The sequence below is a fragment of the Agarivorans sp. 1_MG-2023 genome (assembly GCF_030548385.1).
Lineage (GTDB): Bacteria > Pseudomonadota > Gammaproteobacteria > Enterobacterales > Celerinatantimonadaceae > Agarivorans.
Genome location: NZ_JAUOSJ010000014.1, coordinates 80,200 through 93,563 on the forward strand (window position 1 = coordinate 80,200; position 13,364 = coordinate 93,563).

Sequence of the window (13,364 nt, forward strand, 5' to 3'; positions counted from 1 at the left end):
AGTTGAGACAACACGATACCCCGTCCATACTGGTTAATTATCAATCAACCTTTGTACTCTTGGTGAAAGATATTTTAAGCAATCAACAAGACTCCAAACCCAAGTTCGTGAAATTAGGCACCGTGGTCGCAATGGTCGCCTTCTTCAGTTTAGCTATTCTCGCCATTGTATTTACCGCGCTAGAGAATATCGAAGATGAGGTTCAGCTTAAAGTTAAAGAATCTTTGCGCACCGTGCTAAGGGCTACTCAAGAAGCTCATCATATTTGGATCCAACACCGCTTGTTAGAGCTACGTAATGCCGCTCAGTCGGAACGTATTACTCTGTCTGCCGAAATTTTTAGCAACCCTAAAAGCCCCTCTATGTTACTCGCTAGTGCCGAAGCTAACGTAGAACGAAGCTTTGCCTTAATGATGGAAACCTATCAAGACGATGCCTACTGGTTAAGCGATGTAGAAGGGCGAATACTTAACTCGAATATGCACAATCAAGTCAATACCCTGCACCCTTTGTTTGAATATGAACACCTTAAAATGAATCGGGTTTTAGAAGGCGAAGCCATTTTTATTACTGGCATTAACCAAGCTAAAGCCAAACAGCTCAACAATATGTACTTCTCTGCACCGGTTATTGACCAGCAGCAACAAATTAAAGGGGTGCTTATTATTAGCGTGAATCAAGCTGACCACTTTAGCCGAATTACCCAACTCGGCCGAATTTGGGACTCTGGAGAAACCTATGCCTTTGATCGTAACGGCCTAATGCTCTCGTCCAGTAGATTTGATGAAGAGTTACATCGCTCTGGCATTTTGGAACCGGGGCAAAGCGCAATTAATAACCTCTATATTACCGACCCCAAAGCACAAGCTAACGGCACCGATAGCAGCTTCAAAGCGCTCACCTTTATGGCTCAAAGTGCCACTCAAGGTAATACCAGCTATAACACCGAAGGTTATCCAGATTATCGAGGTGTAACAGTGGTAGGCGCTTGGACATGGCAACCCACCTACGATTTTGGCTTAACCACCGAGATAGACAAAGCTGAAGCCTTTGAAGTCTACGGACGCACGCGAAACATTGTGGTACTAGGCATTGTTAGTTCGGTGTCGGTAGCAATCAGTTTGTTTTTTCTACTCTACTTTAGCCAACGCAACGCCAAGCTTAACTTACGCCAGGCTCAGTTAGTATTAGAAGACCGAGTACGGGAGCGCACCTCTGATTTAGAAGCCTCGCAACAAGAGTTAAGAACCGCTTATCGAGAACTAGAGAAACAATCAATTACCGATAGCCTCACCGGGATCCCTAATCGCCGCTGCGCGGATGAGTTTTTAGAACAAGAATGGCGACGCGCCCAGCGCGGCGGCTATCCAATTACTATTATGCTGATAGACATTGATCACTTTAAACAATTTAACGATCACTACGGCCACCCTGCAGGTGATGTTTGTTTAGAGCAAGTCGCCAAAGCCCTCATTGATACCGGCATTTGTAAACGCCCCGGTGATTTAATCGCCCGCTATGGCGGCGAAGAGTTCATCGCCATTCTTAGTAATAGTGATTACGACTATGCCGAGTACGCGGCTAACCGCCTAATTAAATCAATAAACCAGCAACAAATACCCCATAAGTTCACCCGAGTGGAAAGCTTATCTCATGTCACTATTAGCGTGGGAGTGTCTATTGCAGAAAGTGCCGATATCGGCCTTGAAGAAATCATTAGCTTGTCTGATCAAGCCTTATATAACAGCAAGCAAAATGGCCGAAACAGTTACAGCTTTAAGCTACCTATTGCCGCCAAGCAGCAAGCAAATACCCAGCAAACCACCAAATCGGGTTAACGAACAAAAAGTCTAAGGCCAGCCTCAACTCCGCCTTTAAGGCCTATTTTTATCACCAAGCGGTCAACAAAGCCCAGTTAACGGCTTGTGTTCATAGTACTTTCTGCGCTTTTAGTCACCCAGTTGGTGTCAATTCCCAAGATTATTCAGCTAAAAACGGCGCATTCTTCACACTTTTACTGTAAAATGCGCGCCTCAAACCTAAGTTGTTTATTTTTCGGGCAACTTGTACCGCTAGCGCATATAACTGCTAATGAGGATAAAACTCCAATGGAAAACGCTCGACCAATTCGACGTGCACTGATCAGTGTTTCAGATAAAACAGGCATCATCGAATTTTCTCGATCTTTAGCCCAACAAGGCGTAGAGATCTTGTCTACTGGTGGCACCGCTAAACTACTTGCCGAAAACGGCATTGAAGTGATTGAAGTTTCTAACTACACCGGCTTTCCTGAAATGATGGATGGACGTGTTAAGACCCTTCACCCAAAAGTACATGGTGGCATACTAGGTCGACGTGGTACCGATGATGAAGTGATGGAAACTCACGGCATCAACGCTATCGATATGGTAGTAGTAAACCTATACCCATTTGCAGCCACAGTTGCTAACCCAGATTGTAGCCTTGAAGATGCGGTTGAAAACATCGACATCGGCGGCCCTACCATGGTGCGCAGCGCGGCTAAAAACCACAAAGACGTAACCATTGTGGTAAATGCTTCTGACTACGATCGCGTATTAGCTGAAATGGCGAGCAACGATAAGTCACTCGCACATGCAACACGCTTTGACTTAGCCATTGCCGCTTTTGAGCATACTGCTGCATACGACGGCATGATCGCTAACTACTTCGGTACCATGGTACCAAGCTATGGCGACAACAAAGAAGGCGACGAAGAAAGCAAATTCCCACGTACCTTCAATAGCCAATTCACTAAGAAGCAAGACATGCGCTATGGCGAAAACAGCCACCAAGCAGCTGCTTTTTACGTAGAAAACAACATTGAAGAAGCGTCAGTATCTACTGCCACTCAACTACAAGGTAAAGCCTTGTCGTTTAACAACATTGCCGATACCGATGCTGCACTAGAGTGTGTAAAAGAATTTAACCAACCTTGTTGTGTCATCGTAAAACACGCTAACCCTTGTGGTGTGGCGCTAGGCGATAACATTCAACAGGCTTACGAACGTGCTTACCAAACCGACCCTACCTCTGCATTTGGCGGCATTATTGCCTTTAACCGCGAGTTAGATGCAGATACCGCTGAAGCGATTGTTTCTCGTCAGTTTGTTGAAGTGATTATTGCTCCTGCAATCTCTAAAGCCGCAGCACAAATTGTTGCCGCTAAGAAAAACGTACGTTTGTTAGAGTGTGGCGAATGGTCTACTAAAACCACTGGTTTACAGCTTAAGCGTGTAAACGGCGGTTTGTTAGTTCAAGACCGTGACCAAGGCATGGTAAACCCAAGCGACTTAAGCGTAGTAAGCAAGCGCCAACCGAGTGAAGAAGAGTTGCGCGATGCACTATTCTGCTGGAAAGTAGCAAAATACGTTAAATCTAACGCGATTGTATATGCTAAAGGCAACATGACCATTGGTGTTGGCGCAGGCCAAATGAGCCGCGTTTACAGTGCCAAAATTGCTGGCATTAAAGCGGCCGACGAAAACCTAGAAGTAGCCGGAAGTGTAATGGCATCAGACGCCTTCTTCCCGTTCCGCGATGGTATCGACGCAGCAGCCGAAGCAGGTATTACCTGTGTAATTCAGCCTGGTGGTTCAATGCGTGATGATGAAGTGATTGCCGCAGCCGATGAACATGGCATGGCCATGGTATTCACTGGCATGCGCCACTTCTACCACTAGAAACCAACAGCCAGCCCTGCGCTGGCTGTTTTGTATTTTGGCTTGGTGCGCCAAGCCCCGTTTACTCAGTATTGGATAGACAAACATGAACGTACTTGTGATTGGCGGCGGTGGCCGCGAGCATGCTCTAGCATGGAAGGCTGCGCAATCTCCTTCAGTTGAAAAAGTATTTGTTGCCCCAGGTAACGCAGGTTCTGCGCTTGAGCCTAAGCTAGAAAACGTAGCCATTGGTGTAGAAGACATTGCCGGCTTACTTAGCTTTGCGCAGCAAAACCAGGTTGAACTGACCATTGTTGGCCCAGAAGCGCCACTGGTAATTGGTGTGGTAGATGCCTTTAGAGCGGCAGGCCTTAAAATCTTTGGCCCTACTGAAAAAGCGGCTCAACTTGAGGGCTCTAAGTCATTCACTAAAGATTTCTTAGCGCGTCACGATATTCCTACCGGTTACTACCAAACCTTTACTGAAGTAGCGCCTGCGATTGCTTACGTAAAAGAGCAAGGTGCGCCAATTGTAGTAAAAGCTGATGGCTTAGCAGCAGGTAAAGGCGTAATTGTTGCCATGACCGAAGCTGAAGCCATTGCCGCCATTGAAGATATGTTAGCTGACAACGCCTTTGGTGAAGCCGGTTCACGTGTAGTTATCGAAGAGTTTTTAGATGGCGAAGAAGCCAGCTTCATCGTAATGGTTGATGGTAAAAATGTACTCGCCATGGCAACTAGCCAAGACCACAAACGTGTGGGTGACGGTGACAGCGGCTTAAATACTGGCGGCATGGGTGCTTATTCGCCCGCACCAGTGGTTACACCAGAAATCCACCAGCGCATTATGGATGAAGTGATCATGCCTACCGTTAAAGGCATGACTGCAGAAGACAATGAATACACTGGTTTCTTGTACGCTGGTTTAATGATTATGGCCGATGGTTCGCCAAAAATTATTGAGTATAACTGCCGCTTTGGTGACCCTGAAACGCAGCCTATTATGATGCGTATGCAATCAGACATCGTAGAGTTATGTTTAGCTGCGGTAGACGGCAAACTAGATACGCAAACGGCTCAGTTTGATGCTCGACCTGCCATGGGTGTAGTACTTGCTGCAGCAGGTTACCCAGGTTCTTACCCTAAAGGTGACGTAATCACCCTGCCTAGCCTTAGCGAAGAAAGCGCTAGCGCAAAAGTATTCCACGCAGGCACCAGCAATAAAGACGGTAACATTGTCACTAATGGTGGCCGGGTTGTATGTGCCACAGCATTAGGCAACACCGTAACCGAAGCACAAGCAAACGCTTATGACTTAGTGAAAAAGGTATCGTGGGAAGGCATGTTCCACCGTAACGATATTGGCTACCGCGCGATTGCCCGCGAAAAAAGCTAATTTAGCCACTAAGCGGCCTGTAGCATAAACAGATAAAACCACTATGAGTAATAATCATGGTGGTTTTTTTTGTTTCTATGATTTCATATAGCGATTTATCTCAAACACTGACTGGCGATGCTATTATTCACTGTCAGTATTTAATAACGGAAGCTCAATGGAACGGCACAATCTTTTAGAAGATATATTAGCCTTGTTAATTGGCACCACCATGGTAGCTTTAGGGGTATTCTTTTTTAAAGAGACTCAGCTACTCACCGGAGGTACCGCTGGTTTAGCCTTACTCGCAAACCAATTTTTAGACCTCTCCTTTGGCCAAATCTTCTTAATTATTAACCTACCCTTTTTTGTATTAGGCTTTGTCAAAATGGGGGCCGCCTTCACCTTTCGAACTATAGCGTGTGTATTGCTGGTGTCCTTGTTTACCGATTACATGCACCTTGTGATTGATATCGCTGCGCTCAATCGCGCCTATGCCGCTGTGGCAGGTGGTTTCTTAATTGGTACCGGTATGCTTATTTTGATCCGCCATAAAGGCAGCTTAGGTGGGGTAAATATTCTGGCACTATATCTACAAAAGCGCTTTAATATTCGAGCCGGACACGTGCAAATGGCGCTAGACATTGTCATTGTGGCAGCATCTTACTTTTTGGTACCACTTAGCGTGCTGCTATGGTCTATTGCAGGCGCTGCCGCCTTAAACATAGTCATAGCCCTTAATCATAAAAGCGGCCGCTACCAGGGCTTGTCTTAAGCAATGTTTCAAGCACTAACGCCACAGGCTTTACACGCTCAATTTAGTCAACATGATCACTTGCTAAGCAGGTATCAAGCTTACTGGCAGCTCACCCCTTTTCAGCATCAGCAATTGCCTTGGCACAACCCAGGGTTGCTAAATAGCTTACAAAACCTAAGCGAAACCCAAATCAACCAGCTGGAATTAGAGCCTGCGTTAGCCCTTGCTCACTTCGCTGAATTTTTCCCAGAGTTAAGCCCATGCCTTGAGCAGTGGTCACTTGCCCCAGCCAAACAACAGCCTTTGTCTACTCCCTTTTGGTTTAACACTGGTATTAAAGGGCGAAAAGCTGAGCAGATCCAAGCCTTTAGTCAGCAACTGAGCGATACAAAACTACCCATTTTAGAATGGTGTGCAGGTAAGGGGCACCTTGGTCGACTGATTAGCTTTCACCACCAACTGCCAGTGACTAGCTTGGAATGGCAAGCCAGCTTATGCGAACACGGTGAACAGCTCGCCAAGCAGTTCAATGTAGATCAACATTTTCATCACTGTGACGTATTAAACGCTGACTCCCACCAGTATGTAAAACCCCAGCAACATGCCGTTGCCTTACATGCCTGTGGCGAACTGCATTTACAGCTGTTGCGCTCAGCCGTTCAAAGTAAAACCCAAGAGCTTAGCCTGTGCCCCTGCTGTTACCACCTAATTACCGGCGAGCACTATCAAGCCTTGTCAGCTCGCGCTAAGCAAAGCGTATTGCATTTAACTAAACAAGATTTGCGTTTAGCGGTCGCCCAATCCGTCACATCAGGACAGCGAGTACAAACACTGCGCCAAAGAGAAATTCATTGGCGTTTAAGTTATCAATGTTTACGCGAAGCGCTCAGCGGAGAGACTCACTACCAAGCGCTACCTTCAGTGGCGAAGCATTGGTTTGCCCAAGGTAAACCGTTTAATGATTTTGCTCTTTGGGCCTGCCAACAACACTCACTAACCCCGTCAGCCAATCTCGATTGGCAGCATTATTTGCGCTTGGGTAAGCAACGCCACCTATTAGTACGACAAATAGAGTTGGTACAGCACCTGTTTAGGCCCATAATGGAACACTGGCTGTTGCTAGATCGCAGTCTGTTTTTACAAGAACACGGTTATCAAGTTGGATTAACGGAACTTTTCCACTTCCAAACCAGTCCACGTAATGTATTAATACAAGCAGCACTAGCCTAAACCTGCTTTAATCACTGTTGCTGCATTTGCTGTTCGCATTGCTTTAGTGCCAAACCATTTGTTTTAATTGGAGACGCTATGTCACGTTGTGTTTTGTTTGTTTTGTTGTGTTTCAGTTTTACTGCCTTTGCTACAGAGCAAGAAGATCAATATGAAGAGGTGATGAATCCAAAGCTATCGGAAGTGGAACAAGCCGACCTTAGTGAACCTGCCGAGCTCAAGCAAGCCGCCCCGTCATCAGAACAAACGCAAGACTCAAGCAGCCCGGTCAACAACGCTGATATTGATAGCGCAGGCACAGATAACACAAGCACCAACAATGATGCGCTAAGCGCTAAGACTAGCGAAGCGCTAGAACTGCCCGATCAACCTAAGCCAATTATTCCTATTGTTGTGGGCAAAAATACGCCAGCCAAGGAAGATGTAGAAACCGCCATCGACGAAGCGGCTCAAGAACCCGTTTGGGGCCCTTTAACTTTACTGAATACCGAACTTAGCCCTAACAGCACTGCAACTCTAGATTGGTATTCTGGTCACTTACCTGGTGGTTTTGAACTCGCCACCCCAGTAGTGGTTATTCACGGTAAAGAGCCCGGTCCTAGAGTATGTTTAACGGCAGCGATTCATGGCGATGAAGTAAACGGCGTAGAGATTGCGCGCCGGGTAGTGCAAAACTTAAAATCAGAAGATCTCAAAGGCACCATTATTTCGGTGCCAGTGGTTAACATTGACGGCTTGTGGCGTAAAGATCGCTACATGTCTGATCGTCGCGACCTTAACCGAGCGTTCCCTGGTGATCCTAACGGCTCTACCGCTTCTCGAGTGGCCCATAGTTTGTTCACTAGCATCATTCGTCACTGTGATAGTGTTATCGACCTACACTCTGGCTCTATGTACCGAGAAAACGTAAGCCAGTTACGCGCTGATATTACCCTGCCAGCCGTATCTGAATTAGCCAGTCATTTTGGCGCAATTCCCGTACTGCAAAGCATCGCCCCTCCCGGCAGTTTACGTGGTGCTTCTACTGCTGCAGGTATTCCTGCGGTAGTCATGGAAGTGGGCGGCCCATTTACGGTTGATGTGAAACTTGTAGAAACTGGGGCTAAGGCGCTGCGCAGCTATTTAAGTGCCATTGAAATGCTGCCTCGTTCATTTTTTTGGTCATCACCTCAGCCAGTATTTTACGCCTCTGAGTGGATCCGTTCTCGCCAAGGCGGGATCTTAATTAACAAAGTCAGCCTTGGACAAAAGGTCAAAAAAGGTCAGTTATTGGGTGAGATTAGTAACCCCATTACTGAAGAGGTGGAACTTATTAATGCTCCATTTAATGCCATGGTATTAGGCCGAGCCCAAGATCAGTTTGTGAGTGCCGGTTACGCTGTCTACAACTTAGGCGAGCAGCGAAGCATTGAAGATCTCGAACAGCAAGGCGAGCAAATTAAGAAAAAAGTGGTTGAGAAAAACGCCGAGCAAATGGGTATCCCTAAAGCTGAAGACGCCGTCAATGACGAACAAGCAGATAACGAAACAGATTCAGCAACAGACTCTGAGGGCGCAATAGAGCCGGCACTGCCCAGCGAGGAAGAGCCCCCCGCCGAAAGCTCTAACGCGACGAGCGGGGAAACCCAGAGCGTAACTATACAATCAATTGACCCACTCAATGAAAGCCATTAAACAAAACCATTAAGAGGATTTGCAAGGTGACTAAAACAACACTGCCGGTTCGCTGCCAATGGTGCGGCGACGATGAAGACTACCAGCACTACCACGACCAAACGTGGGGGCGTCCAGTTTATGACTCTGTAGAGCTATTTGCCAAGCTGTGTTTAGACGGTCAACAAGCGGGCTTGTCGTGGATTACTATCTTGCGAAAACAACAAAACTACTATCAAGCTTTTGCCCAGTTTCAACCTCAGAAAATTGCCCTATTCGATCAGCAAGACTGCGAACGATTAATGCAAAACAAAGGGATCGTGCGTAACAAGCTTAAGATCAACTCAATAGTAAAAAATGCAAAAGGCTACTTAGCCATTGAAGCGCAAGGTGGCACGTTTAGTGACTACATTTGGAGTTTTGTTGGCGGAAAAACCATTGTTAATCAACATGCTAGTTCAAAAGATATTCCTACCGAAAGTCTCGAATCTCAAGCTATGTCTAAAGCATTAAAAAAAGCGGGGTTTAGCTTTGTTGGCCCAACTATTTGCTACGCCTTTATGCAAGCTGTAGGGATGATCAACGACCACGTTGTAGGCTGTCATGTCTATCAAGACTGTGTCGAGTTAGCTCGAGTGTAATCAGGAGGCATTAAAAGTTACAAAAGGTAGATGTCTGTTTAAGAGTTTCTTTCTAGAGGGTAACGCTTTGGAGTATTAGCTTCCTCAGTGAGTGTGAGGAACGCTTTTCGCCTGATCGGCGATTACATCGTTATTACTGTGTTACTTGTTCTTTTCTTGCTTGTTCTGTTGTTACTGCAGTTCTGAAATTAACGGCTTAATTCAGCAATGCGTTGTTCTTCAGTTTTTTTGTTTTGTAAGTAGCTTAGTGCAACCCAACCCATAAAATCCATCATAATCATTCTCTCTCTATTTAGTGTAAAATTAACGGCTACGTTCTTGAAGTTTTTGTTCTTCAGTTTTGTTTTTACCAAAGTAGTTAAGGGCTACTAATCCAAAAAGTTCGTACATAATCTTGTTCCTCTAATTTAATTAACTGTATTAACGGCTACGTTGAGCTGCAGTTTGTTCGTTGTTAAAGTTTTTTGCGCGAAGTGCGTAATATAAACCGAATAATTCCATAATATTTCCACCTATTGGTTTTAGTTAAATGTGAAAGTAAATAACGCCTGCTTGCTGCTTCTTGTTAGTAACTTTCTTCTACGGTTTTAATTTTATGCGACATACCGCACACTTAGTATTATGAAAATTAATTTTAATGTTATTAAATTTAATTTTTGGTAATTTTATTACCAAAACAGCCTTTGAAAACATTTTCATTACAGTTTCAAAATTTGTCTTTTGTCGAAAATGGTCATTTTAAATTCTTAAAAAGGATCACAGTGTTGAAATTTGCTGGATTTTCATCCGGCTTTTTTGGGTTATGCTGACTAAATCTAGATTTTTCACATAGGTTGGAAGCAATTTAATGAAAACGATCCAAGCAGAGTTCCATGGTGATCAACTTAAGCTCAATCAACGTCCTGATTTAGTGGCCGACGATCAACAAATCTTAATCAAGGTCGCCGCTGCTGGCGTAAACCCAGTTGACACCTATATTGTGGCAGGCACTAACAACTACACGGCTAACTTCCCACACACTCCCGGTAAGGATGCTGCAGGCACGATTATTGGTTTAGGGGAAAACGTGGAAGGCTTTGAACTAGGCCAACGAGTTTATTGCGCAGGCACGCTAAGTGGCGCTAGCGCCGAACTGTGCTTAGCCAGCCCAAATCACGTTTATCCATTACCGAACAACTTGAGCTTCGAGCAGGGTGCTTGTTTAGGCACACCTTACGCCACCGCTTGGCGCGCATTGTTTATAAGAGCCAATAGCCAAGCTGCAGAAACGGTACTGATTCATGGGGCCAGTGGCGGCGTAGGTTTAGCAGCAATTCAACTTGCCAAAGCCGCTGGTTGCAGGGTATTTGCTACAGCAGGAAGCGATGCTGGTTTAGCCCTATTGAAGCAACAAGGTGCGGATGTAGTCGCCAACCATCACCTCCCCGAGCATTACCAAGCACTTCAGCAAGCTGGCAAGGTAGACGTTGTACTAGAGATGCTGGCGAATCAAAACTTAGGCGATGACCTGCCCTTGCTTAATAAAGGTGGCAGAGTGGTGGTTATTGGTAGCCGTGGCAGCGTTGAAATAAACCCTAGAGACTTAATGGCTAGAGATGCCTGCATCATGGGGATGGCGTTAGCCAATGCAACTCCGCAGCAATTACAGCAAATTCATGCTGCTATTTATGCAGGGGCCGAAGCGGGCTTTGTAAACCCTGTTATTGCCAAGCGTTTTGCCTTGGCTGATACCACCGACGCCCATCATGCAGTTATGCAAGCCGGCGCCACCGGTAATGTAGTGATCAACGTGGGTTAGCCAATCAGTTAATGGCTAAACAAAAAGCGGCCGAAGCCGCTTTTTTTATAAAGCCTTGGCGGCTTAGAGATCTTTGGTACTTTCTAAGTAGCCATAATCAGAAATTAAAGTATAAGCGCGGGCTTTTTTAGTGAATGCCTGCTGTGACTCAATAATCTCTTTAGCGAGTGGGTCACGCGTGGCGTGCTCAGCCAACAACTCATCATTGGCTTTTTTAAGCGCTGCTAATACTTCTTTAGGAAAAGTGCGCACTTTAATATCTGGGTACTCTTGCAGCATAGTTGCCCAGTTGTTGGTACTCATGGCGGTCGCTTCAACGTAAATATCAAAAGCTGTTGCGCGCATTGCTGTTTCCAATATCACTTGTAGATCTTTTGGCAGCTTTGCAAACTTCTTCTTATTAATTAAGAACATGTTTTCTGAGCCAGGCTCATGCCAACCGGTGTAGTAATAAGGTGCAATTTTATGAAAACCCATGCGTAAGTCTAATGAAGGCCCCACCCATTCCAAGGCATCAATGGTATTTCGCTCTAAGGCTGTATACAACTCGGCAGGAGGAATATTAACCGGTGTTGCTCCTAGTTTAGCCAGCACTTCCCCAGCAAAACCAGGAATGCGCATTTTGAGATTTTTTAGGTCTTCAACACTGTTAATTTCATTACGAAACCAACCGCCCATTTGCACACCGGTATTACCACCAGGATAAGTGAGCAAATTGTGGGGTTCGTAAACTTTGGCCATTAACTCTTTACCACCACCATATGCATACCAAGCATGCTGCTCCATGGCTGTCATACCAAATGGCATAGTAGTGAAAAACATGGTGTTAGGCACTTTGCCTTTATAATAGTAGGAGGCTGAGTGCCCCATGTCGTATTGACCACTTTTCACCAAGTCAAATACACCCAGAGCGGCCTTGTGTTTGTTTGCAGAATCAACCCGAATTTGTAATCGACCGTCTGACATTTCCTCAGCCATTTTTGCAAAGCGCTGAACGCCAGTATCTAGTAAAGGAAATTTGGTCGGCCAAGACTCCGCCAGTTTAAGTTTGTACACTTTTCCTTCAGCAGCCACAGCGCTCAAGCTTAAGCAGCTGGTAAGCAATGCTGCAAAGCACAGCAATCCCTTTCTCATTGGTATATCCTTATATGTAGGTTACAGGTCTTTTTTATTATGTTGTGTAATGCCTAAAGCTAATGCCAACTAGCATGCATTAACAGAATAGTAACAGACCTGTGGCAAGGCTAAAACCAACGTTTAGTCAGCAACTTAAGAGAAAGAATTTGGAGTGAGATTTAACGCTGAAACGCCTAAAAAAAAGCTCTCCCTCTATATAAGGAAGAGCATTATTTAAGATCTAGCTTCGTTCGATACACTTAGCTTTTAGCTGATATTTGCTTGTACATTAACGCTGCGCATACCGCACCGATAATAGGAGCTACCCAAAATAGCCACAATTGACCCAATGCAATACCACCTTCAATTAATGCCGGAGCAGTACTCCGAGCCGGGTTTACCGAGGTATTTGTGACCGGAATGGAGATGAGGTGGATTAAGGTTAATCCTAAACCAATAGCGATAGGGGCAAAGCCTGCAGGTGCGCGCTCATCTGTAGCACCCAAAATGATAAACAAGAACATAAAGGTCATCACTATTTCACATACTAATGCAGCGATTAAGCTATAACCACCTGGCGAGTGCATATCAAAACCGTTACTCGCTAAACCATGACTTGCAAGGTCGTAATCAGCATTACCACTGGCAATTAAGTACAAAATAATAGCGCCAACAAACCCGCCTAGTAACTGGGCACAGATGTACGGGAATACATCAACCTTAGAGAAGCGCCCTGCAGCCATTAAACCAATGGTGACTGCAGGGTTTAAATGACAACCAGAAATATGGCCGATAGCAAACGCCATAGTCAGTACCGTTAAACCAAAAGCGATAGACACCCCGACTAGACCAATGCCTACCTCAGGAAATGCAGCCGCTAATACTGCACTACCACAGCCCCCTAACACTAACCAAAATGTGCCAATCCCTTCGGCAATTAAACGATTAAACAATGGCATGTTTGCTCTCCTTTTCAAACATTTAATGAGTATTACAACAACAAGTTGTAGCAGCCTAACTATAGGCTACTCTCGCCATTCACACTGTGTTTTTTAATTGAAATTTTAGTGATGCCCTAGTTCGCTCAGCGACAATTTGCCCCCTTAAATTGTGA

Annotated in this window: 10 protein-coding genes; 8 read left to right on the forward strand and 2 right to left on the reverse strand. The window is 45.3% G+C overall.

All coding sequences use genetic code 11. The annotated features are described in order from the left end of the window. The first annotated feature begins 2 nt into the window (after positions 1-2). From Q4592_RS18170 to Q4592_RS18205, 8 genes are all read left to right on the forward strand, one after another. Complete coding sequence (locus Q4592_RS18170) at positions 3-1,838, forward strand: diguanylate cyclase (RefSeq protein ID WP_303515830.1); 1,836 nt, start codon at positions 3-5, stop codon at positions 1,836-1,838. 270 nt (positions 1,839-2,108) lie between these two features. Further along, a complete protein-coding gene (gene purH / locus Q4592_RS18175) occupies positions 2,109-3,701 on the forward strand; it encodes a bifunctional phosphoribosylaminoimidazolecarboxamide formyltransferase/IMP cyclohydrolase (RefSeq protein WP_303515833.1) in 1,593 nt (530 codons plus the stop codon). Positions 3,702-3,786: 85 nt separating this feature from the next. Then, on the forward strand, positions 3,787-5,076 hold the full coding sequence (purD, locus tag Q4592_RS18180) for a phosphoribosylamine--glycine ligase (protein ID WP_303515836.1): 1,290 nt from the start codon (positions 3,787-3,789) through the stop codon (positions 5,074-5,076). Between the two features lie 157 nt (positions 5,077-5,233). Then, positions 5,234-5,830 carry a YitT family protein gene (locus tag Q4592_RS18185; protein ID WP_137673813.1) on the forward strand — a complete coding sequence of 199 codons (597 nt, stop codon included), beginning with the start codon at positions 5,234-5,236 and terminating at the stop codon, positions 5,828-5,830. A gap of 3 nt (positions 5,831-5,833) precedes the next feature. Then, complete coding sequence (locus tag Q4592_RS18190; RefSeq protein ID WP_303515839.1) at positions 5,834-7,042, forward strand: methyltransferase; 1,209 nt, start codon at positions 5,834-5,836, stop codon at positions 7,040-7,042. Between the two features lie 78 nt (positions 7,043-7,120). Then, entirely contained in the window at positions 7,121-8,716 is a 1,596-nt protein-coding gene (locus Q4592_RS18195; RefSeq protein ID WP_303515842.1) for a succinylglutamate desuccinylase/aspartoacylase family protein, read from the forward strand. Positions 8,717-8,742: 26 nt separating this feature from the next. Next, positions 8,743-9,336 (forward strand): DNA-3-methyladenine glycosylase I, encoded by a 594-nt coding sequence (locus tag Q4592_RS18200; RefSeq protein WP_303515844.1) that lies wholly within the window; start codon positions 8,743-8,745, stop codon positions 9,334-9,336. An 847-nt stretch (positions 9,337-10,183) separates the two neighbouring features. After that, positions 10,184-11,134: an NADPH:quinone reductase gene (locus Q4592_RS18205; protein ID WP_303515846.1), complete on the forward strand. Its 951-nt coding sequence runs from the start codon at positions 10,184-10,186 to the stop codon at positions 11,132-11,134. A 63-nt stretch (positions 11,135-11,197) separates the two neighbouring features. Here the strand turns inward: Q4592_RS18205 and Q4592_RS18210 are convergent, their stop codons facing one another. Both Q4592_RS18210 and aqpZ read right to left on the reverse strand, forming a co-directional pair. Next, positions 11,198-12,268 carry a TRAP transporter substrate-binding protein gene (locus Q4592_RS18210; RefSeq protein WP_303515848.1) on the reverse strand — a complete coding sequence of 357 codons (1,071 nt, stop codon included), beginning with the start codon at positions 12,266-12,268 and terminating at the stop codon, positions 11,198-11,200. Between the two features lie 242 nt (positions 12,269-12,510). Continuing rightward, positions 12,511-13,209 carry an aquaporin Z gene (gene aqpZ / locus Q4592_RS18215; RefSeq protein WP_137673807.1) on the reverse strand — a complete coding sequence of 233 codons (699 nt, stop codon included), beginning with the start codon at positions 13,207-13,209 and terminating at the stop codon, positions 12,511-12,513. Positions 13,210-13,364 lie beyond the last annotated feature (155 nt).

Bases quoted from the DNA above. Each gene is read 5' to 3' on its own strand.
- purH (WP_303515833.1), top strand. From the start codon at position 2,109: ATGGAAAACGCTCGACCAATTCGACGTGCACTGATCAGTGTTTCAGAT.
- purD (WP_303515836.1), top strand. From the start codon at position 3,787: ATGAACGTACTTGTGATTGGCGGCGGTGGCCGCGAGCATGCTCTAGCA.
- Q4592_RS18185 (WP_137673813.1), top strand. From the start codon at position 5,234: ATGGAACGGCACAATCTTTTAGAAGATATATTAGCCTTGTTAATTGGC.
- Q4592_RS18190 (WP_303515839.1), top strand. From the start codon at position 5,834: ATGTTTCAAGCACTAACGCCACAGGCTTTACACGCTCAATTTAGTCAA.
- Q4592_RS18195 (WP_303515842.1), top strand. From the start codon at position 7,121: ATGTCACGTTGTGTTTTGTTTGTTTTGTTGTGTTTCAGTTTTACTGCC.
- Q4592_RS18205 (WP_303515846.1), top strand. From the start codon at position 10,184: ATGAAAACGATCCAAGCAGAGTTCCATGGTGATCAACTTAAGCTCAAT.
- Q4592_RS18210 (WP_303515848.1), bottom strand. From the start codon at position 12,268: ATGAGAAAGGGATTGCTGTGCTTTGCAGCATTGCTTACCAGCTGCTTA.
- aqpZ (WP_137673807.1), bottom strand. From the start codon at position 13,209: ATGCCATTGTTTAATCGTTTAATTGCCGAAGGGATTGGCACATTTTGG.